The organism is Gillisella vitis, assembly GCF_021559775.1.
GTDB classification, from domain to species: Bacteria; Pseudomonadota; Alphaproteobacteria; order Rhizobiales; family Rhizobiaceae; genus Allorhizobium; species Allorhizobium ampelinum.
Genome location: NZ_CP056049.1, coordinates 463,379 through 487,468 on the forward strand (window position 1 = coordinate 463,379; position 24,090 = coordinate 487,468).

At 59.6% G+C, this 24,090-nt stretch carries 12 protein-coding genes; all 12 read left to right on the forward strand.

Annotated features, from left to right (window positions below; all coding sequences use genetic code 11):
• Positions 1-38: 38 nt before the first annotated feature.
• The 12 genes from AVCG78_RS24100 to AVCG78_RS24155 all read left to right on the forward strand — a co-directional run bounded on the left by AVCG78_RS24100 (position 39) and on the right by AVCG78_RS24155 (position 23,995).
• Positions 39-4,439: a type I polyketide synthase gene (locus AVCG78_RS24100; protein WP_071584790.1), complete on the forward strand. Its 4,401-nt coding sequence runs from the start codon at positions 39-41 to the stop codon at positions 4,437-4,439.
• Positions 4,436-12,157, forward strand: coding sequence for a non-ribosomal peptide synthetase (locus tag AVCG78_RS24105; RefSeq protein WP_156582782.1), 7,722 nt, complete (start codon positions 4,436-4,438; stop codon positions 12,155-12,157). Before AVCG78_RS24100 ends, AVCG78_RS24105 begins: the two co-directional genes overlap by 4 nt.
• Positions 12,158-12,164: 7 nt before the next feature.
• Positions 12,165-13,856: a condensation domain-containing protein gene (locus tag AVCG78_RS24110; RefSeq protein ID WP_156582783.1), complete on the forward strand. Its 1,692-nt coding sequence runs from the start codon at positions 12,165-12,167 to the stop codon at positions 13,854-13,856.
• Positions 13,853-14,599 carry a thioesterase II family protein gene (locus AVCG78_RS24115; protein WP_071203371.1) on the forward strand — a complete coding sequence of 249 codons (747 nt, stop codon included), beginning with the start codon at positions 13,853-13,855 and terminating at the stop codon, positions 14,597-14,599. Before AVCG78_RS24110 ends, AVCG78_RS24115 begins: the two co-directional genes overlap by 4 nt.
• Positions 14,600-14,614: 15 nt before the next feature.
• Positions 14,615-15,481 (forward strand): ferric iron reductase, encoded by an 867-nt coding sequence (locus AVCG78_RS24120; protein WP_234665153.1) that lies wholly within the window; start codon positions 14,615-14,617, stop codon positions 15,479-15,481.
• Between the two features lie 150 nt (positions 15,482-15,631).
• A complete protein-coding gene (locus tag AVCG78_RS24125) occupies positions 15,632-18,085 on the forward strand; it encodes a TonB-dependent receptor (RefSeq protein ID WP_234796130.1) in 2,454 nt (817 codons plus the stop codon).
• Positions 18,086-18,190: 105 nt separating this feature from the next.
• Positions 18,191-19,081: an iron-siderophore ABC transporter substrate-binding protein gene (locus AVCG78_RS24130; RefSeq protein ID WP_234665152.1), complete on the forward strand. Its 891-nt coding sequence runs from the start codon at positions 18,191-18,193 to the stop codon at positions 19,079-19,081.
• Entirely contained in the window at positions 19,078-20,106 is a 1,029-nt protein-coding gene (locus AVCG78_RS24135; protein WP_071203368.1) for a FecCD family ABC transporter permease, read from the forward strand. Before AVCG78_RS24130 ends, AVCG78_RS24135 begins: the two co-directional genes overlap by 4 nt.
• Positions 20,103-21,086, forward strand: a complete 984-nt coding sequence (locus AVCG78_RS24140; protein ID WP_071203367.1) for a FecCD family ABC transporter permease — start codon at positions 20,103-20,105, stop codon at positions 21,084-21,086. Before AVCG78_RS24135 ends, AVCG78_RS24140 begins: the two co-directional genes overlap by 4 nt.
• Positions 21,076-21,870 carry an ABC transporter ATP-binding protein gene (locus AVCG78_RS24145; protein WP_071203366.1) on the forward strand — a complete coding sequence of 265 codons (795 nt, stop codon included), beginning with the start codon at positions 21,076-21,078 and terminating at the stop codon, positions 21,868-21,870. The genes AVCG78_RS24140 and AVCG78_RS24145 overlap by 11 nt, the downstream gene beginning before the upstream one ends.
• 293 nt (positions 21,871-22,163) lie before the next feature.
• Entirely contained in the window at positions 22,164-22,706 is a 543-nt protein-coding gene (locus AVCG78_RS24150) for an RNA polymerase sigma factor (RefSeq protein WP_071203365.1), read from the forward strand.
• Positions 22,707-23,035: 329 nt separating this feature from the next.
• On the forward strand, positions 23,036-23,995 hold the full coding sequence (locus AVCG78_RS24155; protein WP_071203364.1) for a FecR family protein: 960 nt from the start codon (positions 23,036-23,038) through the stop codon (positions 23,993-23,995).
• Positions 23,996-24,090 lie beyond the last annotated feature (95 nt).

Here is a 24,090-nt window from a genome sequence, read left to right on the forward strand (position 1 = left end):
CTTGAGTGCCCCAAGAGAACAGATCAAGGAACCTTGTTATGAATGACCTGTCCGCAGCCCCTCTCTCTGATGACAACAGGCATCATATTGCCGTCATTGGCATGGCTGGCCGCTTTCCCGGTGCACCGGATGTTGAACGCTTCTGGCAAAACCTTGTCGATGGTGCGGAATCGATTGAGCGCCTCTCGCCGGAAGCGCTCAAGCAACGCGGCGTCTCTGCGGAAACGCTAGCACTTGCGGATTTTGTCGCCGCCAGCACACCGCTCGCGGGTGCGGATCGCTTCGATGCGGGTTTTTTCGGCTACAGCCCTGCCGAGGCTGAAATTCTCGATCCGCAGCAGCGTATCTTCCTTGAATGCGCCTGGCAGGCGCTGGAAGCCGCCGGGTATGTGGGTGATCGCACCCAAGGACCGATTGGCGTTTTCGCCGCCGCTGGCATCAATACCTATGTCTTCAACCTGCATGACAATAGCCGCATCCGCGAGACCGTCAGCCCCTATGAGCTGTTCGTTGGCAATGACAAGGACTTTCTGGCCACCCGTACAGCGTTCAAGCTGAACCTGCGAGGCCCGGCCATTACCGTGCAAACCGCCTGCTCCTCCTCGCTCGTTGCCGTCCACATGGCCGCCCAGAGCCTGCTGTCCGGCGATTGCGACATGGCGCTGGCTGGCGGCATTGCACTGTCGCAGTCCTCCGGCTATCGCGCTCGCGAAGGCGGAATCCTCTCACCCGATGGCCATTGCCGCGCCTTCGATGCCGCCTCAAGCGGCACGGTTCCCGGCAGCGGGGTCGGTATCGTCGTTTTGAAACGGCTGGAAGATGCACTGGCCGATGGCGACACGATAGACGCCGTCATCCTTGGCTCTGCGATCAACAATGACGGTGCGTTGAAGGCAAGCTTCACCGCGCCGCAGGTCGATAGTCAGGCGGCGGTGATCGCCGATGCGCAGGCCATGGCAGGCGTGCGCGCTGACACCATTGGCTATATCGAGGCCCATGGAACGGGCACCAGACTCGGCGACCCGATAGAGGTTGCAGCACTAACCAAGGCGTTTCGCCGGGATACCGACCGCCGGGGCTTCTGCGCGCTCGGCTCTGTCAAAACCAATATTGGCCATCTCGACACCGCCGCCGGTATTGCAGGTTTCATCAAGGCCGTGCTGGCCCTGAAAAACCGGAGGATTCCGGCAAGCCTCCACTATGAGAACCCGAATCCGCAGATTGATTTCGCAGCCAGCCCCTTCTTCGTCAATCAACGTTTGCGCGACTGGGACAACCAGATTGGCACGCGCCGCGCAGGCGTAAGCTCCTTCGGCATTGGCGGGACCAATGCCCATGTCGTGCTGGAAGAGGCCCCACCCTGCCCGGCATCAAAGGCAGGCAGCGGCCCGGAACTGTTGCTTGTGTCGGCACGAACCGAAGAGCAGCTTGCAGCCAGCAGCGAGGCCCTCGCAGCAGGCTTGGACCGTGCAGATGCCCCGGCGCTTGCGGATGTCGCGCACACGCTGCGCCATGGCCGCCGCGATTTTGCCAAGCGCCGCTTCGTCGTGGCACGCGATGCGAAAGAGGCTGTCAGCAACCTGCGCAACCTCTCTCAAGCCGCCACGGCGGAAGGCGAGACAGCGCAAGCCGTTTTCCTGTTTCCCGGTCAGGGCAGTCCGTATACGGCGATGGGCAAGGCGCTTTACGCCGACCTGCCAGCCTTTCGCGCCCCGTTTGATGCCTGCGCATCCAAACTGGATGGGCTGATGGGGATCAACTTCAAAGCCTGCCTGTTTTCGAACGCGGATGACCTTGACCGCACGGCATTTGCCCAACCCGCGCTCTTTGCCGTTGAATATGCGCTTGCGCAAGCCTTGATGAGCCACGGCGTCAAACCGGTGGCCCTGCATGGCCACAGCATTGGCGAATATGTCGCCGCCTGCCTTGCTGGTATCTTCGACCTCGAAACAGCGCTCCAGCTCGTTGTTGCGCGCGGGCGGTTGATGCAGGCGCAAGCACCCGGTGCCATGCTGGCGGTGATGCATGCGGATGAGCCGATCTCACCGTGGCTTGATGAGGTCATTACGCTGGCTGCGGCCAATGCGCCCGGTGTCAGCGTTGTCTCCGGCCCGGTGGAGGCGATTGCAAGCCTACAAGTGCGCCTGAAAGACAAAGGCATTGCCGCACGTCTGCTGAAAACCGCCCACGCCTTCCATTCGCCAATGATGACGGAAGCGGCAGTACAGTTTCGCAATATCGTTGCAGGTGTGCGCCTCTCAGTGCCGCAAATTCCTCTGATTTCCAATGTCACGGGAACATGGATGACGGCACAGGATGCGACCGACCCGGACTATTGGGCGCGTCACCTGTTGCAGCCCGTCCGCTTCGAGGACGGGACACGCACACTGCAATCCCTTGCAGCACCTGTTTTCATAGAAATCGGCCCCGGTCGCGCACTCGGCACCTTGACCGCTGTGACGGGCGTTGATGGAAGCCGAATTCTGGCGACGCTTGTAGAAGGCAAGGATGAATCGGGGCAGGTTTTGTCTGCTGTCGGTCAGTTCTGGCAATTGAACGGCGTTCTGGATTCGGTTGAAGCCTCTGGCCGACGCCGCGTACGGCTTCCCACCTATCCGTTCCAAAGCGAACGTTACTGGGTCGATGCGGATAGCGAGCGTGCCACGCCCAAAAGAACAGCAGCACCTGCTGAAGGCCCCGGCCTCTACCGCAGCAATTGGCGGCGTGCGCAATTGAACCACGGGCCTAATCGGTTGAAGGGCCGCGTGCTTGTTTTTGACGATGGTCAGCTTGGCTCCGCTCTGGCCACTGAGCTTGAGCGCAGCGGTGCGGAGCCCTATCGCGCAATGATCGGCGCTGGTTTCAGTGAACCCGACTTCCGCTGCTTCAGCCTCCGCCCCACGATCAGCGAAGACTACGCCAGCCTTTTCGAGACCCTTGCCGAGCGGGGGGCAAGCCCCGACCATATCGTCTTCGGCTGGCCTCTCACACCTTGCTCGAACGAAGCGCCGGAAGCTGCGGCACAAGCCCTTCTGGCGCTGGTGCGGGAACTGGCCAAAAACGACCGTGCGGTCACCCTCACGCTTCTGACAAGATCGGCAACCGATGTGACGGGTCTGGAAGACCTTGAGATCGCGCAGGCTCTGGCGGCTGGCACTCTTCAGGTGATCGCCCAAGAATATCCATCGCTTCATTGCCGTCATATCGACATCGACGCTGCCCGGCCTATCGATAGTGCAAGACGCATTCGCGACGCCCTGTCGGGGAAAGACGATGTGCTCGCGTTGCGCGGCGCGCATCGCTGGCTGCCGGAAACGGAACGATTTGACGCGCCGCAAGGCGGCCCGGATTTCAAGCGGAACGGCGTCTATGTGGTCGTCGGCGATATTGTTGATGGCGTTGGCAAGACCTGGGTTGATGCTCTGTCTGGGCTCGGCGCAACCGTCGCCTTGCTTCAAGACTCTACGGCACCGGCTTTTGAGTATCCGGCACGTCTCAAACGACAGCTCGATTGCGGCGATGCCGCCGCCTTGAAAGGCGCTCTGGACGATGTTGTCGCAGAGCTGGGCAGAATCGACGGCATCTTTCTGAGCCTGCCGCAGTCGAACCATCAATCCGCCGCGCTGATTGGTGAGCTGGCGGAGGCCCATTGGGCCTATAACATCTCGAGCAAACTGCGCCCGGTTCGTGCGCTTGGTGAAGCTGTCGCGAAGCGGAAAATCGGTTTTTGCTGCGTTCAGTCCTCGCTCTCAACCCTCGTTGGCGGGCTTGGCCTTGCTTCCTACGCCGCCACGCACCACGCCATCGACCGGATTGTCGCTGAAGAGAACAAGAATGGCACAACGCCATGGTTTGCCATCGGCTATCCACTGATCGAGGCAAATCCCGGCACGACCTTGCAGGCGACGGGCCGTGCAAACGCCTTCGCGATATCGACGGAGGCCGCATGGGATCTGACGCGATGCCTGATTGAAAACGGCGCAACCGGACAGACCATGCTTTCGGGTGGGGCCATTCCCCCGGTCGCTTCCGACATCGACGCGCAGGAGGCAGCCGCCACTGACGGCGGGCGTGGACGCCCCGCACTCGGTGTCGCCTATCGCAAACCGGGCAATGACACCGAAGCAAGGATCATCGGCATTTTCGAAGAGATCCTCGGCCTGTCGCCCATCGGGGCCGATGACGGCTTTTATGAACTCGGCGGCCATTCCCTGCTGGCCATTCGCGCCGTTGCCAAACTCCGGGAGGCCTTCCCCGTCGATATCGCCATGCGCGAGCTGCTTTTTGACAATCCGACAGCTGCGGCCATCGCCAAATCGATTTTGGAGCGCATGACGGAAAAGACCGACCTTTCTGCCCTCGCCGATCTTCTCGATGAGGTTGACACCCTATCCGACGCCGATGTGAGCAGGCTTCTCGCCGGAGGAAACGCACAATGAACGAGGTTTTCGCAAAGATTGCCGGGCTTTCGCCGGAGCGGCGGGCGCTGCTGGAACAAAAGCTGAAAGCACAAGGCATCACGGTTCCCGCCCCCTCCGGCATCCAGCCACGGGCAGACCGCGAGGCTGCGGTTCCGCTGTCATCGGCGCAAAAACGCCTCTGGTTCATGCAGCAACTGGAACCCGGCACCGTGGCCTATAACATGAACCTAGCACTTCGGCTGAAAGGTCCGCTTGACCGCGCAGCCCTGTCTCGCGCCTATGCCGCCCTGATTGCGCGGCACGAACCCCTGCGGACACGGTTTACGATGGGCGAGGATGGCCAGCCGCAGCAAATTGTCGAGGCATCCGGCGCAGCCGATATTGGCTATCACGATTGCCGACAGCATCCAGACCCGGAAAAGGAAGCCCGTCTTCAGCTCAAAGCATTTGTCGAGACGCCCTATGATCTCACCCGCCCGCCGATCCGCGCGACGCTCGTCGGGGTTCACGAGCACGAGCATGTGCTGGCGCTCGGCATGCATCATATCATCAGCGACCGCTGGTCGATGGGCGTCTTTGCCCGCGATCTCTCAACCCTCTACCATGCCGAAGCGACGGGAACAGCAGCAGTGCTTGCGCCCCTTCCAGTGCAGTTTGCCGATTGGACGCTGTGGCAGCGCGACTTGCTGGACGGTCCCACTCTTGCCAACCAGCTCGCCTATTGGACAGAAAGCCTTGCGGGCGAGCTGCCCGTGCTGGAATTGCCATTGGACCGGCCACACAGCCTGACAGCGAGCTTCAGCGGCGCACACCTTCCCGTTTTGATCGACCGGGCATTGTCGCTCAGGCTGCGGGCGCTCGCCGCCGAGCAGAATGTCAGTCTGTTCACATTGCTGCTTGCCGCCTTCAACGTGCTCTTGCATCTCTATACCGACAGCGACGATATCATCCTTGGCAGCGAGGTTGCCAACCGCGACCGGCCCGAGACGCAGACCATGATGGGGCCGCTGGTCAACACGCTTGTCTTTCGCAACGACCTGTCCGGCGATCCGGCCTTTTTGGTTCTGCTCCAGAAGGTCGCCGATGCTGTGCGCCGTGGCCTTGCCCATCAGGATATTCCGTTCGAGCGCCTCGTTGAAGCGATCAATCCAGAGCGCTCGCTCTCGGACCTGAACCCGCTCTTCAACGTGAAATTCGACATCCAGCACAGCGTTGCACCGCCGCCGGGTCTGCATGGCCTGACGATTGAAACCTATCCGCTGCGCGAAGTGGCAACAAAATATGACTTGCGCTTCAACCTTGAAGATGACCAGCCGGACATCAAGGGCAAGATCGAATATTCGAGCCAGATTTTCAATGAGAGCACCATCGCCTCTATGCTTGCCCGTTTTGAGCGCCTGCTGGAGCTTGTGGTGCGCGACCCCTCGCGGCGGCTCTCGACGCTTTCACTGCTGGCACCTGAGGAGGAAGCGGCCATCATCGCGGCGGGTGCCGGTCCAGTGCGGGATTATCCGGTTGAGGAATGCCTGCATGATCTCTTCCTGAAACAGGTCGAGGAAACGCCGGATGCGGACGCGGTGACCGATGGCGACCTCACCTGGTCCTATCGCGACCTCGAAGCGCAGTCTTCGCGCATTGCCGCAAATCTGGTTGCGGCTGGTGTCAAGCCCGGCGACCGGGTGGGCATCTGCATGCGCCGCTCGCCCCGGATGATCGCAGGTATCCTTGGCATCATGCGTGCAGGCGCGGCCTATGTGCCGCTTGATGCCGATTATCCGCCAAGCCGCCTCGCCTTCATTGCCGAGGACAGCGGGATTACCATCCTGCTCGCTGATCATCGCCCGGCCTTCGTCACGCCAACGCAAACGCTCCTTGACGTCACGACATTGCCGGATATCCGGCTGGAGGCGCGGCCTGCCGTCTCACCGAACCATCTCGCCTACATCATCTATACATCCGGATCGACGGGCAGGCCCAAGGGCGTGGCGATAGAACACCGCTCCGTCGTCGCCTTCATGTATTGGGCGCGGGAGCGGTTCAGCCGCGAAGAGGTGGCGCGCATGCTGGTGCCGACCTCAATCAGCTTTGACCTGTCGATCTTCGAACTCTATGCGCCTCTCGTCCTCGGCGGCACGCTCGTTGTCGCAGATCATTTTCTGGCACTGCCGCAGCTTGCCGCCAAGGTTGATGTGACTTTCATCAATACGGTCCCAAGCCTCCTACAAGAACTGCTACAGGAACATCGCTTGCCAAGCAGTGTGCGCACGGCAACCTTCTGCGGAGAGCCCCTGCCAGCAGCACTCGTCGCCATCCTGAAACGCGACTACCCGAACCTGCGTATCCTCAATCTCTACGGCCCTTCGGAGGATACCTGCTTTTCAACAGAAGTCCCCTTGCAGGGCGATCATTATCAGGGCGGCGTCGTGCCCATCGGCAAGCCATTGCCAAACACGCAAGCCTATATTCTCGACCGCGTTGGCCGCCTTCGCCCGCCTGGCCTTTCCGGCGAGCTTTATCTCGGCGGTACGGGCTTGGCGCGCGGCTATTTTGGCCGACCTGAGCAAACCGCTGAGCGGTTCATTGCCAACCCGTTCTCGAGTGAACCCGGCTCTCGTCTTTACCGGACCGGGGATCGCATCCGCCGCCGGGCAGATGGTAACCTCGAATTTTGCGGGCGGCTTGACCATCAGGTCAAAGTGCGCGGCTTGCGCATCGAAACAGGCGAGATCGAGCACAATCTCGAACAGATTGCCGGCGTCGAAAAGGCCGTTGTGGCTGTCACGCAAGGCACTGATCGGCAGCTTGCTGCGTTCATCGAACCCCAAGACGGCGTGAGACTTGACGAAACCGAGCTGCGCCGGGCGTTGTCCGAAGTCCTCCCCGTGCATATGGTGCCGACGCTATGGTGCTTCCTGCCGCGCCTGCCACAGCAGCCGAACGGCAAGATTGATCGCGCAGCACTACCATCGCTGGCAGCAACAGTCGCCACCGGGTCCAGCCCGCCAGAGACCGAAACGGAACAGCGGGCAGCAGGTGCTTGGGCCGATGTGCTTGCCATCGATTCGATCAGCCGGGACGACAATTTCTTCCGGCTCGGCGGCCACTCGCTGCTGGCCATGCGCATGATTACCCGGCTGTCGTCATCGCTTCCGACAAATGCCGTGCTGCGAAAGCTGTTTGAATTCCCCCGCCTCAAGGATTTCGCCGCAGCGCTTGAGCGTGACGAGACGCCGATGGCGGCACCTGCAAACGAGATAGATGCCCTCCCGAATAGTGCGACGATACCTTTGTCCTTTGCCCAGCAGCGGCTTTGGACATTGGCCGAGCTGGAGCCAGACAGCGCCGCCTACACTGTTCCCGCCGCGATCCGCTTTCATGGCGCGCTTGATCTGGAGGTGTTGCAACACGCATTCACAGCCCTTTCAACACGCCATCCGGCATTGCGCACGCGGATCGTCAATCGCGATGGCAAACCTGTGGTCGAGATCGGTGGGACCAGCGAGCCAGACATCGCAATCGTGGATGTGAATGAGGCCACCCTGCCGGAAGTGCTGGCTGCTGCATGCAGGCAGCCATTCAACATGGCGAGTGGTCCTCTCTTCCGCGCCCGGATTTTCCGTCTCTCCGCTGACGAGCACGTTGTTTTCGTAGCAATCCACCACATTGTCTCGGATGCGCAATCGCTTCAGCTGATGCTGCGGGATCTGACGCGGTTCTATGATGCGGGCCGACAGGGCAAAGTGGCAGACCTTCCACCGCTCACCCTGACCTATGGTGATTTTGCCGCTTGGCAGCGAAAGCAGCCGCTGGGCGAGCAGATCGACTATTGGCGCCGCCAGCTGGAACATGCCCCCCCGCTTCTGGAGCTGCCGACGGATTTTCCGCGCGGTGCGCGGCAGGAATTCAAGGGCGGCAGCATTCCCTTCCATCTCGATAGCGCGCTTACGGCACGTCTGGTCAATTTTGCCCGTGAGCGGGACGCGACACCTTTCATGGTTCTTCTCTCCGCCTTTTCGACCCTGCTGTCGCGTTATTCCGGCGCTTCGGATGTCGTCGTCGGAACCCCGGTATCCGAGCGGCCAAACCGCGCGCTGGAGGATGTTATCGGGCTGTTCGTCAACACGCTGGCGCTGAAACTGACGCATGATGCTGCGACAAGCTTCGAGCAGCAGGTCGCGGCCACGCGTTTGCTCGTCCTTGATGCCTTCCGCCATCAGGACGCGCCGTTCGAATGCGTGGTCGATGCCCTCTCGGTCGAGCGAAGCTGGAGCCATAACCCTGTGTTTCAAGTGATGGTCACCTGGCAAGCCGACGAGCCACGCAGCCCATGCCCTAATGGTCTGACCGCTGCGCCGGTGGTGCTCGCACAGGAAACATCGAAGGTCGATCTGACACTTGACCTGCGCCATCGCGGCGACCAGTTTTCCGGCACCTTGATCTATCGCAGCGATCTCTTCCGCCAAGAGACGATCCTCCACATGGCCGAGGCTTTCACGGCCTTGGTCGAGGCTCTTCTATCGGCCCCTGAGCGAGCACAGATCGAAATAGACGGCCTGCCCGAGCGGCAGCGCCAGCAGATCGCCACATGGAACGCGACGGCAAAGACCTATGATGCGGTGCCAGCAAGCCTGCATGGCTTCTTTGCGCGTTCAACCGAGCGCACACCCGATGCCATTGCCGTCACAGATCGGAACCGGAGCGCCACCTATGCTGAGCTTGATCGGCAAGCGGAGGCGCTCGCCCGGCATCTCGCCTCCCTTGGCATCGGACGCGGCAGTGCCGTCGGTATTTGCCTTGAGCGTACCGTCGATCTCATTGCTTCGATTCTTGCCGTCTTGAAAACGGGCGCTGCCTATGTGCCGCTCGATCCCAAATATCCGGCAGATCGGATCGCCTTTGTCGCAAGGGATGCAAGCCTCTCCCTCATCTTGACAAAAGAAGAGCGCGCCGACTTCGCCGAGATCAATACGCTTGATCCCGCCACTGCATGGAACGAACACGGCCACGTGCCGACCGCGCGTCTTCCTGAGACGACCGAAGGCAGCGATCTCGCCTATCTCATCTATACCTCCGGCTCGACAGGGCAGCCGAAGGGGGTTGCAATCGAGCATCGCAATGCGGTTGCCTTCACACATTGGGCGCTCGACACGTTCCCGGCGGAGAGCTTTGCCGGAATGCTGGCGTCAACATCCGTCTGCTTCGACCTGTCCATCTTCGAAATTTTCGTGACGCTTGCCGCTGGTGGGCGGATCTTCATCGTCGATGATCTTTTCGAACTGCCGGACGCAGCATTTGCGCACGAGGTCACATTCATCAACACCGTGCCAACACCGATGACCGAACTCATGCGGTTTGGCCCGTTGCCCACCAAGGCAAAAACGGTCTGCCTTGCGGGCGAACCGCTGCCACCAAGCCTTGCACGCGCGATTCTGGAGACTGGACAGGTTGAGGCGCTGTACAATCTCTATGGGCCCTCCGAGGATACTACCTATTCCACGGGATGCCGGTTAGATGACGCGGGGCTGCCCATCCATATCGGCAAGCCCATCACCAACACAACCGCCCATGTCCTTGACGCAGCACTCAATGAAGTGCCAATCGGCATGCCGGGCGAGCTTTATCTGGCTGGCGAGGGTATCGCGCGCGGCTATCACAATCGCCCGGACCTGACGGCGGAGCGCTTCCTGCCGAACCCGTTTGACAGGACCGGCCAAGCCCCCCTGCTCTACAAGACCGGCGACCGCGTTCGTCGGCTGGCCGATGGCAATCTCGACTATCTCGGCCGAACTGATCGCCAGATGAAAATCAGCGGTTTTCGGATCGAGCCCGGCGAGGTCGAGGCCGTGCTGATGCGCTATCCGGGCGTGACAGGTGCTGCCGTCGATGCCTGGCGTGACAATACCGGCTATGCCCGCCTCGCCGCCTGGATTGAGGTGGCGGCACCTATCGGTAAGGCAGCGCTCTCTGCCCATCTGAGCCGAGAACTGCCGCGCCATCTGGTGCCAACGTTTTTTGCGATGCTGGACAAGCTTCCGCGCCTGCCGAACGGCAAGCTCGACCGCAAGGCTCTGCCCGATCCATCCGATGAAGCCAAAACGCTTGCAGAAGACCAGACGCCGCACGATGGCTATGAAGAGAGAATTGCCGCGATCTGGGCGAAACTTCTCGGACGCGAGGCGATTGGACGCAACGACAATTTCTTTGCGCTTGGTGGAGATTCAATTCTCGCTATTCAGGTCGTGGCTGCGGCGCGCCGCATTGGCATTGCCATCAAGCCACGCGATATTTTCCAATATTCAACGCTTGCAGCCCTTGCCGCATCCGTCTCGGATCTGGCGACAGAACTGCCCGAGACCGGACCAATGAGCGGCGACATTCCGCTTGGCCCGGCCCAGCACTGGTTTTTTGAGCAGAATTACCCTGATATTGCCCATTGGAATCAGGCATTGATGCTGAGGCCCGGCAGGGTGATCAATGAGAAGACGCTTCAGCAGGCTATGGACCTTCTCCACCAGACCCATGATGCGCTGCGCAGTCGTTTCTGGCAGCAAGACGGACAGTGGCGTCAATCCGTGACGGAGCTGGAAGGGGCACCGCCGCTGCGTTCCACCTCTTGTACAGCAACCGAAGCGGATGCCGTGCTTTTAAGCGAGGCGAATGCGCTGCAACGCCGTTTCGATCTCACTGATGGCCCGGTTTGGGGTGCCACGCTTGTGACCGTCGACGGCTGCGAGCAACGGCTGCTGATCGCAGCGCATCATCTCGTGATCGACGGGGTCTCATGGCGCATTCTCCTTGATGACCTTCAAACATGCCTCGCAGCTGGCGAAGCCGGTCTTCAGATGAGCTTGCCGCCCCGCACAACAGGGATTGATAGCTGGGTGCGCGAGCTGAAAGACAGCGCGGTGTTCGATGGTGAAAAGGACCATTGGAGCACGATGACCGAGGCCAAGACCGCAGCGATCCCGACGGACCGTTCGGGCAGCAATTGCGCTGGCGATACCGACATCGTTGATCTGACAATCGATCCTGACCTCACCGGACGCCTTCTTCGGGACGTGCCGTCCTGCTATCCAATCGATGCCGAAGAAATCATGCTTGCGGCACTTTACAATGCAATCCGCGATTGGACCGGACACGACAGGCTCCGGCTGATCCTTGAAAGTCATGGCCGGGCAGACCTGTTCGAAGGCGTCGATCTGAGCCGCACCGTCGGCTGGTTCACAGGCCTTTATCCCGTTCTCTTCGATGTCACCGGGCGCGACAGGCGCACCACATTGCTCTCGGTCAAGGAAAGTCTCCGCCGTGTTGCAAATGACGGCATCGGCTATGGCGTTCTTAAATATCTGAAGGGCGTTGCATTGCCACAGCTGGAGGATATCGCCGAGATCCGGTTCAACTATCTTGGCCAGACGGATACGCTGTTTTCCGGCGATGCGTTGCTGTCACGCGCAGCCGAGCCATCGGGCGATCCGCGTGGGGCGCGCAATGGGCGCGGGGTGCTCCTTGATATCAATGCAATCATAAGCGGCGGGCATTTGCGCATTCGCCTTGCCTATTCCCGGCAAATCCATGATCGGCAGACAATCGAAACACTCGCGGCGGGACTGCAAAACCATCTCGAAAGCCTTGTCGATTTCTGCCTGACATCAACCGAAGCCGGCTACACACCAGCGGACTTCAAGCACATGACACTTGATCAGGATGACCTAGAAGCCATCCTGCGCAATCTCTGAGGGCACCATGCAGAATGCGAGCCAGCGCCTTGAGCGCAACAACATCGCCGACATCTATCCGCTTGCCCCGATGCAGGAGGGCATCCTTTTTCATTCGGTGTCTTCCCCCGGCGACGGCCTCTACATGCCGCAAACGGCGCTGCGCATCACCGGTACCGTCGATGCGGACGCTCTGAAGGCGGCGTGGCAAGGCGCAATCGACCGCCATCCGATCCTGCGTTCGGGGTTCTTCTGGGAGGAGCGCGACGAGCCGTTCCAGATCGCCTTCCGCAGCCTTCCGGTGGCATTCACTACGCTGGACTGGACTGGTAACGATCCGGCAAGCGAGCGTGAACGGCTGCAAGCGCTGTTTTCTGCCAACAGGGCCGAGCCGTTTGACCTGCGCCGTCCGCCTCTGATCCGGGTCCAATGGATCAGCACAGGACAAGACCAGTCCATCATGGTTGTCTGCTACCACCATATCATCCTCGACGGCTGGTCGATCCGTCAATTGCTCGACGAAGTGCTCTCGCTCTATCGGCGCGCGGCAGGCAAGGCCGAGCCAGCCCTTCCGCCCGCCCGCCCTTACGGCGATTACATCGGTTGGTTGAAGAAACGCGAGCGGGCCGTGTCGCTTCGCTTCTGGAAGGATCGGCTTCAGGGTTTTGCGGGCACAACCCGGCTTCTGGCAGGGGAAGCGACAGGCCAGTTCGAGCGGCAATGCCGGGAAGTCCCAAAGCCGCTGCATGAGGCCATGCTGGCCTATGGTGCCGCCCATGGGCTGACGCTCAACACCCTGCTGCAAGGCGCGCTGTCCTTGCTGATTGCACGCCAGACAGGCAGCCGTGATCTGATTTTCGGCACGACGACAGCCGGGCGCCCAGTGACACTGGAGGGCGCAACGACGATGATCGGCCTCTTCATCAATACGCTGCCCGTGCGTGTCCGCCTTAATGAAGGCCTATCCGTCTCGGACTGGCTTGCAACCATTCAGAAAGCCCATGCCGAAACGGGCGAACACGACCATGTACCCCTCGCCGCTATCCAAGGCCCGGGCGTTTCGCTTTTCGACACGCTGCTCGTTGTTGAGAATTTTCCAGTGCAGGCGAAGCGAGCGGATGCGCCCGCGCTGCTCAAAACCGAAGGCATCGACTTTGATGAGCGAACGCATTTTCCGCTCACGCTCTGGGCAACACCGCATACGGCGGGCCTGACGCTGATGGCCGGTTTCAGCCGCAATATGCTCGCCTCTGAGACCGCAGCGGCTCTGCTCGAACGACTGGGCGATATTATCGCCATCATGATCCGCTCATCCACCACAGATGTGTGCGCAATTCTGGATGAACTGCCTTCAGTGATGGCGGCGGCTGGTCTCTCCGGGGCCGGTTCCGAGGACAGCACCCATTTGATGCCACTGAAACAGGCAGCATCGGGCATCCCGAAATCCGCAACGCCTTCCGCGACTGAAATCACACTGGCGCAAATCTGGACGGAGGTGCTCAAATCTGGTCCCCTTGATGGGCAGGCTAACTTCTTTGAGCTTGGCGGCCATTCGCTCCTTGCCGTGCGTGTCGCCAGCCGACTTCGCGGCGCGTTTTGCGTGCCTGTACCAATGCGCGTCCTGTTTGAGCACCCCGTCCTTGCCGACCTTGCGGCCTATATCGACAGCCTTCGCCCGCAAGTTCCCCCGGCCACAGACCATATCGAGATTGACATATGACGATAACGCCATCACGCCCCGTGCTTCTTTGCCTGCCGCCAGCAGGCACCGGGGCCGGGCTTTTCCGCAACTGGGTACAAACCGCGCCGAGCACGATGACGGTGCATCCGGTCGCGCTGCCGGGCCGCGAAGCGCGCTATTGCGAACCGGCACCGAGGTCAATTGACGCGCTTGCCGATCAACTGGCCGTTGAGCTTGAGCCTTATATCGGCGGGCGCTATGCGATTTTCGGCTATTCGATGGGTGCCCTCCTCGGCTATGAAATCGCCCGTCGCTTTTCAGCGGCGGGTTTGCCGATGCCGGAGGTGTTTTTCGCGCTCGGATGCAATGCGCCGGACCGCATGGTCTATGAGCGAGAGCCGTTCCACACGATGGAAGCCGACGCCTTTCGCCAAGCCCTCATCGATCTCGGCGGAACAGATGCTGAAATCCTCAACAATCCCGAGGCAATGGAGCTTTTCGAACCGTTGCTGCGCAATGATTTCAGAATATGCGAGACCTATACACATGATGCGACGCGCGGCACGCTCGATTGTCCCGCCCATATTTTCCTCTCTGATGGAGACGCCTTTGTAAACCGGCAGGCAGCCGCAGCCTGGTGTGATTTCGTGACCGGCCGCACGCGCCTGCATCCGGTCGCGGGCGCGCATATGCTGGAGCGCCCGGTACTTGACACGCTGCCCGCGCGACTGGCAACTCTCTGGTTCCGAACTGGCGAAAATCGCCTAAGGCGCGAGGGTTAAGCGATGACGGCCGCGATGGACATAGCAAGATCGGAGGAGGCACTGGTCCGGCGCGCGCTCGACGCGCAGGCCGCCTATATGCCGGATGTCCGTGCGGATATCGGTCCGGCAGACGCAGAATGGACGACGACCGAGGCATTTTTTTCCGACGAGGTGGCGCTGGGCGAATTTCTCGCCTTCGAGCAATCGCTGAACGAAGGCACAGACATCAAGACGGCTGGGGCGCTGTTGATGACCGACTATGCCTATATTCTGGCCGCCGCGACTGTGCCGATCTTCGCTGGTTTTGGCCTCATCCCAAACCTTTCTCCGGCCAGCGTCGCGCTTTCATTCTACACGACGCAAGAGCCGCATGACGGTGAGATGCACCGGGTGCGACGCGCCCATGTCCGTTTTCTCGAAGAGACATTCTGGCAGGGTCAATTGGGTGACGCTGTTGCCGAAGAACGGCTGCGGGCCGAAATCGAGCGGCATTTCCGCCCTGTGATTGAGGCGATCCACGCGCGCACCCGCCTCTCCCGCACAGCGCTCTGGCGGCTCGCCGCTGATGCGATTGCCGGTCGCTTTCTCGATTCCGGTCGCCGGTTCGGCAGCGTCGAGGCGGCCAAGGCGTCGGCAATGCAGATCCTCAAAGTGCCCGGTTCACCACTAGCCAACCGTCAGCTCCACTATTTCGATCTGACCGTGCTCGACAAAAACCAGCAGGATTTCTCATACACCTTTCGTCAACGCGGCGGCTGCTGTCGATTTTATCTCGTCAAGGGCGGAGAATACTGTCCGACCTGTGTCTTGAAGGCACCGACAGAGCGGGACGAAGAGTTGCGCCTTGCCATGCGTCAACATCTCGGTGTCGCTGATGAGATTAGGTCAGGTTCAAACTGAATCAGACAGTCTCTCGATTTTTTTGTTGTCGTTTGTCTTCTCGGCAAAACCGGTGACTACTTTTCCCTGACAAACTTTAAAAAGCTCGAGATTTTTTTGGGGTCAGAGTCCCAAACCGGGAAAATCAATCGTCTACCTCCCGAGCACAATGTGGCGTTGCTCCTTACGGTGGGCTGCAAAGCCTTGAGTACCGGAGAGTTTGGGGGTTCTATGACGAAGACTTTTTCCACTACACACGAGGCCCGGGCGAGCCTCAGAGCAGTCCTATTAGCAGGATCGGCGCTTGTGATGTTGACACCTGCCCTGCCGGCAATGGTGCGAGAGGCGCAGGCTCAAATGTCGCAGCACGCGATTTCCGTACCGGCCGGTCCGCTTACTCCAGCGCTCAACAGCCTTGCTGCCCAGACGGGCCTCCAGATTCTGTTCGACGCGTCGGTTGCCCAAAACAAATCAACCCGCGGCGTGAATGGGACGCTGACACCTGAACAGGCCTTGAAGGCCGTGCTTGCCGGGACAGGCGTCGATGCGCGCTTTGCCGGCGAAAACCGGGTCACCTTGCAGAACGCGACTTCCGCCTCAGAAAACCCGGAGCAAGAAGGAACCCTGCTCGAACCCATCGTGATCTACGGTGCCCGCAATGCTACCACGCTTGGCGGTACGACAAGCAGTGTCGCTATTCTCAATGCCGAAAGCCTGGCGAATAGCCAGATCCGCACCACGCAGGAAACGTTTCGTCGCATGGCGAACACGATGGACAGCGCCACAGTCAACGCTGGTTTCGTTATCCGCGGCATGAGTTCCGAGGGCCTGGTATCGTCCGGTGGGCCGGCAGGCTCCATCTATATCGATGGCATCCTTCAGACGCGCTACAATGCCCGCTTCGGCGCCCGCAATCTCTGGGACGTTGAGCAGGTCGAGGTCTATCGCGGCCCGCAATCGACGCTCTCCGGCCGCGCCGCCATGACCGGAGCCGTCTATATCAAATCAAAGGATCCGACCTTCGAAAAGGAAGTCGAAGTTTCCACGACCGTTGGTACCGATCATCTCGTGGGCACCGCCATCACGGTCAACACGCCTATCGTAGAGGATCAGGTCGCGCTGCGGCTCTCCGGGTCCTATGAACGTTCGAGGGCCCAGCCCAGCTACTCCGATTTCAAGTCATACGACAATTACGACGATCTGATCACTGATATTAGCGGCATTGCGCGCGCCAAGCTGCTGTTGACGCCGTCAGAGCTGCCGGATACCCGCGCAGTCCTCACCTATTCCTACTCGAAGGACCGGCCGAACGACGCACTCGTCGGGCTCTATTCGGGACGGGGGGATTTCAATAACGCGCCTGTCACTTACACCGAATATCGCTGGACCGAGGCGCATAATCTCGGACTTGAGGTCACCCACGACATTTCTGAAACCCTGCGCTTCACATCGCAGACCGGCTATCAATATGGCATCAATAACCGGCGCTCCATTGATTATGGCACTGAAAATGTCGTCAACGGTATCACCGGCGAAGATGACAACTCCATCCTCACCCAGGAATTCCGCCTGAACTACGAAGGCGATCGCTGGAAATGGGTAACCGGCATCTATGGCAGCTACGAAAAGTGGGATGGTGCCACGGATATCGTCGCGTTCGACTACTACCAGCAGAATGATACGCAGCACCGCACAACCGCGAACCTGGCCATCTTCGGTGAAGCGACCTACGAGTTTGCGCCGACCTGGTTTGCGACGCTGGGCGGACGCCTGGATTACTTGAGAGACAAGGACCACCAGCAGAATTATTCCGGTCTGATCGATGACTCCCCTGTCCTGACTGGCGACCCGACGTCCCTTACCGAATATAATTTCGTTCCTAAAGTCGGCATATCCAAGGAGTTCGGCAGCAACCAGAAGGTGGGGCTCACCTATACGGAAGGCTTCCGCTCGGGCGGGTCCTATCTCGACCGCGTGACGGGCGAACTCGGCACCTATGATCCCGAATACTCCAAGAACATTGAACTGTCGTACAAGGGAACACTGCTGGACGACCGCCTGACGTTGAATGCCAATCTGTTCTACACTAAGTATTCGGATCAGCAGGTCGAGATCCGGCCTGACCCCTCGATCCCCGGTTATCGCATCATTTCGAACGCCGCCACATCTCGCTCCTGGGGTTTTGAAATCGAACCGTCCATGCAGGTCACGGACCAATTCACCACCTTTGCATCGGTCGGTTACCTCAACACGAAGTTCATCGACTTCAACCATGCAGCACTCAGCGAACCGCAGGACGGCAAGTCCTTTCCCGAAGCACCGGAATGGAGCCTGGGCTTTGGCGGCCGTTATGAGTTCCAAAATGGTGTTTTTGTCGGAGCCGATGCCAAGTACACGACGAGCTATAATTCGCGCTTCGGCACGAACGGCATGTACAAGATTGATGCGCGCTTCATCGTCAACGCGCAGGTGGGTTTCAAGAAGGACAATTGGCAGGTGACGCTGTTTTCGGAGAACCTGACGGATGAAAAATACTTCACCCTAATTGATCCGGATTACTCGCTGCCTTACGGCCAGGCTGGCAAGCGTCGATCATTCGGATTGAACCTTCGGGCCAAGTTCTGATTATCTCGGGCTACGGGGGGGGCATTACCCCCGCAGCCGTTTTCGATTTCCGGCGACAAAATGGTGGGCCTCTTGCGTTTCTGTCTGTTTCTCCTCGCGTTTCTTATGACCGGTTCACTGGCGCAGGCCGCCTGCCAGGGGACCTTGCTGACTGAGGATGTCTACAATCCGCCCCTCTGCATTCCGGCAGCGCCAAAACGGATCGTCACGCTCGACCCGCTGATAACACTTGGAATGCTGATCGAACTGAAGGCACCTGTCATCGCGACCCCCTATATGGCAATCACGGAAAGCGAAGTGCTCGATGTGGTCAGGGCCGAAAAAATGGTCGATCTCGGCAATCCCAGGGAGCCAAGCCTGGAGCGTGTCGCAGCCTTGAAACCGGATCTTATCATCGGTTCGGCGGAGGCCCATTCCGGCATCTACGAACAGGCTGCCAAGATTGCACCAACGGTGCTTTTCAAGCATATGGACTGGAAGGTCTATCTCCAGCGCCTTTCCGAAGTGACCGGTCGTGAAGGTGTGGCGAGGAGTTCTTTGAAGGCCTACAATGACCGTGTCTCGGCCATTCGTGAACGCATGAAAGACAAGAAACTCACGGTCTCTACCGTCCGTTTGGCCCCTGACCGGTTTGTCGTGTTTGTCGACGGACCGAACGCCTACGCCCCCTTCGCGGTGCTGCATGAGGCAGGCGTAAAGCGAACGGCCTACGAGACCGTGACTGACGGCACGATCGTGAAGCGTCCAGACTGGGAGGAGCTGGCAAATCTTGATGGCGACGTGCTGCTCTACGTTTCCGCCAGTGGTTTTGAAAGCGGGCCGGATGACGTGCTGGAAAAACAGGTGACGGAGAACCCTCTTTGGCAATTGCTGCCCGCTGTTCGTGAAGGTCGCGCCTATCGGGTCGATCGCGGCCCTTGGCAGAGCTTCTACGGCATCAATTCGGCGAACCGTATCCTCGACGATGTCGAACGCTTCATCCTGACGGCTCCATGACCGACCGCACGGCTGGCTATATTGCAGAAACCGATGTAGGACGAGTGCTTGCGCTTGCCGCATTACTCTGTCTGCTCATGCTTGCCACCGTGATCGCCATCTCGTTGGGCGCGGCGATGATGCCGCCCGCGAAGGTCATCTCGGCCCTCTTTGCATCCGATATGTCGCGGGATCACCTGATCGTCATGACCATTCGCCTGCCACGTGCCCTTGCGGCGCTGCTGGCAGGCAGCGCACTGGCTGTCTCTGGTGCCATCATGCAGGCAGTCACAAACAATCCCCTCGCCTCACCGGACCTGCTCGGCATCAACGCAGGCGCAGCCTTTGCAGTCGTCTCCGTCATGGCCATTTTCGGCGCCGGTATCGGCGACATCTACGTTTGGTTTGCTTTTCTCGGCGCAGCCATCGCCGCGACCGTTGTCTATGCGCTGGGTTCGATGGGAATGGTGGGGCAATCCCCCCTCAGGCTCGTGCTGGCGGGAGCTATCGTTGCGACCTTCCTGACCTCTGTGACCACCGTTATGCTGATCTTTGACCAGAGTACTCTTGATGCCGTGCGCCTCTGGACCGCAGGCTCGGTGACGGGACGAAACATCGAACAGGTCAAGACCGTTGCGCCCTATATCATTGCCGGGCTGATCGCTGCCCTGCCCTTTGGCCGTCATCTCACGACAATCAGCCTTGGCGCGGATACGTCGCGCGCGCTCGGCCAGAACCCAATCGTCTGGCGCGGCGTGTCGGTCGCCGTGGTCATTTTGCTTGCCGGGGGTGCCGTCGCACTTGCCGGACCGATTGGCTTCGTCGGGCTTGTCGTGCCCCATGTTGCGAGAATGTGTTTCGGCGTCGACTATCGCTGGATCATTCCTTTTTCAGCACTCGGCGGGGCGTTGCTGGTGATCGTGGCAGATACGGCCGGACGATTGGTGTTTGGAAGCCAGAGCTTTCCGGTCGGCGTCACCATTGCGTTGATCGGCGCGCCGTTTTTCCTCTATCTCGCCCGCACGCGGCTGAGGGACGGCGCATGATCCGGCTTCTCCTTGCCCTGATACTTCTGCTCACATTTCTCATGGCGGCAAGTCTCGCTTTTGGTGACGTGTCCTTGGGCTGGCAAGAACTCTACGAAGTGCTGATGGGCACGGGCCGTGCACAGTTGCAGAGCGAAATGATTGTTTGGGATCTGCGTCTTCCACGCGTTCTTCTGGCGCTCCTTGTTGGCGTCGCACTCGCGCTCGCCGGAACGATCAGCATTGCCATCATGCGCAATCCGCTTGCTGATCCGGGCGTTCTGGGCATCAACAGCGGTGCGGCTGCTGCGGCCATGGCTGTCATTGTATTGATCAATGATCCGCCTGTGGCGCTTCTGCAAGTGGCAGGCTTCGTGGGTGCCAGCGCCATGGCCCTTGCCGTTTTTGCGCTCGCCTGGCGCAGCGGCACGTCTTCGCTGCGTATCATCCTGATCGGCATCGGGCTTTCCGCCCTCGCCTCCGCCGGGACCACTTTCCTGTCCGCCTTCGGCGACATTGGCGACGTTCAGCGGGCGCTGGTATGGTTAGCAGGCAGCGTCTATGACGCCAACATGGTCAAGGTCCGGCTGCTTGCGCTCTGGCTCATCGTGCCAATCGCACTCACCCTTCTCGCAGCGCGGGAGCTCGATCTCATCCGCTTCGGTGACAATAGTGCAAGGAGCCTCGGCCAGCCCGTCGATCGCATACGGGGCCTGATGATCCTGCTGGTGACCCTACTCTCTGGTGCCGCCATTGCCGTGTCCGGTCTCATCGGCTTTGTCGGCCTTGTCGCGCCACACATCGCGCGGCGGCTGGCAGGGGTGTCCCACGCTCGTATCCTGCCCGTCGCCGCTCTCGTCGGTGCCTGCCTCGTCGTCGCAGCGGATCTCATCGGTCGTGTCATCCTGGCCCCAGCGCAGCTCCCGGCCGGAATCGTGACCGGGCTCGTCGGCGCTCCCTTGTTTGGCTATATTCTCTGGAGACGTCGCCATGACCACTGATCTGCAAGGCGGTCCCAGGATCATCAGCAAGGGCGTCGACATTGCCTATGGCGATCGCCGCATCGTTGAAAATCTCGATCTTGCCATTCCGCAACAGCGCTTTACAGCGCTGATTGGTCCCAATGGCAGCGGCAAATCGACAATCCTGCGCGCCTTCGCAGCGCTGATGAAACCATCGGCCGGTAGCATTATCCTTGATGGCTTTGATGTATCACAGCTTTCCACCCGCGAGGTGGCGCGAAAAGTGGGCGTGTTGCTGCAGGGGGCTGTCGCGCCTGAGGGGTTGACCGTTGGCGATCTCGTCCGCCAAGGGCGCTATCCGCATCAGTCACTTTTCAGTCGCTGGTCTCCTGAGGATCAGCAGGCGTGCGACGAAGCCCTCATGCTGACAGGCACAACCGATCTTGCAAACCGCATGCTGGACACCCTTTCCGGCGGTCAGCGGCAGCGGGCCTGGATTGCCATGACGCTGGCCCAACAAGGCCAGACTATCTTTCTCGATGAGCCAACAACCTATCTCGATCTCGAACATCAGATTGAACTGATGAAGCTGATTACGATGCTGGTCGCAAAGCGCGGCAAGACAGTCGTGGCCGTGCTGCACGACATCAATCAGGCGGCGCGCTACGCCGAACACATTGCTCTCTTGAAAGGTGGCCGTATCCGGGCTACCGGAACGCCTAGTGAGGTCATTAACGCAGAGATGATCGCCGATGTCTTTAACGTCAAGAGCATGGTGATCCGTGATCCCGTTGCCGGAACGCCTTTGTGCATTCCGCTTTGAGAAGCTCTCTCTGAGAGAGTGCGGAATGTCACAAAAATATCACACTCCTTGCTATTTTCGAGGAGGTCCGGCTTGCTTTGCCACCAGCAGGTGAAGTCGATCAGACGGATTCAGGCAAGAAAATCAGACACAAAGATGAGTTTTACAGTCTTGTTTTATTCCACAGCAGCAGACTGAAGTGGCATATTTCTAAGGTATTGCACTTGCACGCCTTTTCGGGATTGTCTAGCCATTCCCCATGACGGTTCAGCCGCGTCTATCCTGACCTACCGTTCGCTGGGAACCATGTGCAGATGTCGAGATCTTCCTCTTCGTCCCTTGTCTGGGACACCGTTGACAGCAGCGAGTTGCTCAATCGAGCCATGGAAGCACACTATGCTGATATTACCAATGCGGTGCGCCGCCGGGGACACCCGAGTTCTACGGCCCGCGACGTGGTGCACGATCTCTACGTGAAGCTCGCCGCCAAACCGGAGGTTCTCCTGAACAAGCGGTCGATCAAGGCCTTTCTCTGCCGTGCCGCCATCAATCTCGGCATTGACCGCCAACGCAGGGAAACGAAGGAAGCCCGGCTGTTCTCAGGATCGGAGCGCGAGGCCCTCTTTGCGCCAAGCACCGGGCACGCGCCGGACCACACTCTGGAAATAGAAGCGCGGCTTGCAGCCCTTCGGGAAGCAATTGCGGAACTGCCGGAGAGGCGACGTGTCGTCTTCATTCTCCATCGCCTTTATCATCTGACACCAGACCAGATCAGCACCAGGCTCAACATCTCCAGAAACATGGTCGACCGGCACCTGCGGCGTGCGTTTGCCCATTGCCTTGACCGGATTCTCTAGAGTCAGTCAGGTTCAAATTGAACCAGACTGACTCTCGTTTCTTTCGTTTTCGTTTGTCTTTTCGGGAAAACCGGTGGCCACTTTTCCCTGACAAACTCTTGATCCCCAAAGAATCGCGTATCATGAACGCAGAACGGTCACATCCTTGCGATTGGACAGTTGTCAGTGTCCCAATCCGTGGATGTCAAACGTCTACTGTATACTGCCTTAAATCGAAATCGATTTAGAGCGATAATTATGCAGCAGATATAAAGCACTACAGCGAGTTTTTGTGCGCCATATACGGCGTATGACACTGTAGAGGTCGTAGGATTCGTCTGGAGTAAGCCATGCCGGTCAAGGAATCGAGTGACAGTCGGAAAAGACGAAACCGCGAGGCGGCCGACTGGCTTTTGCGCAACGGTGACCCCAACCAATCGCCGGACGACCGGGCTCTCTTTGAGACATGGCTTAAGCGCGATCCGGAAAACTGTCGGACCTACAGCGCAGCCGAGTTTGTGATGGGCGACGCTGGCCGCGCGATTCAGTCCGATCCTGGTCTGGCCGATATCGACATGCGCCCCCGCAACATGGCCAAGCCGATCATCGCAACACTGTTGGTGGCAGCCCTTGCAACCGGCGCCTTCTTTGCATTCGATGGGCCGCTGCGCATGCAAGCGGACATGATCGCCGGTACGGATGAAACCCCCATTCGTACACTGGAGGATGGTTCCATCGTCCAGCTCAATGCGTCCTCGGCGATTGCCGTCGACTTCACCGGGGGGCACCGCGTCATCCGCCTCCTGCGGGGCCAAGCCTTCTTTCAGGTCGCTCATGCGCCCGACCGACCTTTCACGGTGGTGGCTGGTGAGACAAAGGTGATCGCACTCGGCACAGCGTTCGATGTTCGCTACGGCAAAGAAGATACCGAGGTGACGGTCACGGAGAATGCGGTGCAGCTTGAGCGCGACGGTAAACAGGCGGCCTCTCTGCGCGTGAACGAAGGCGAGCAGGCAATCTACGACTACGCCAGGAAAACGACAGCCGTGACGCCGGTCGACGGCCTCGTCGCTCTCGCATGGAGGCGCGGACAAATCGCCGTTGACAACGCGCCTCTTTCCTATGTCGTTGAGGAGATGAACCGGCATTTCCGAGGCCGGATCATCATTGCGGGTTCAGCGCTGGCGCGTCGCCGTGTCAGCGGTACGATCAAGGTTGCGGATACCAAAGACGCGCTTGCTTTCGTCAAAAAGGCGCTTGGCTTGGAAGTCACACGTTTAGGTCCCTTGATCGTTATCCATCCGTCATAATATCCGCAGAACTCTCTCTCACGGCTATTAAGAAACACTCTCGTTGACCTGCTTCCGGTTTGACGTGGGGCAGCACGCCTGTTCCCTATCTCGTC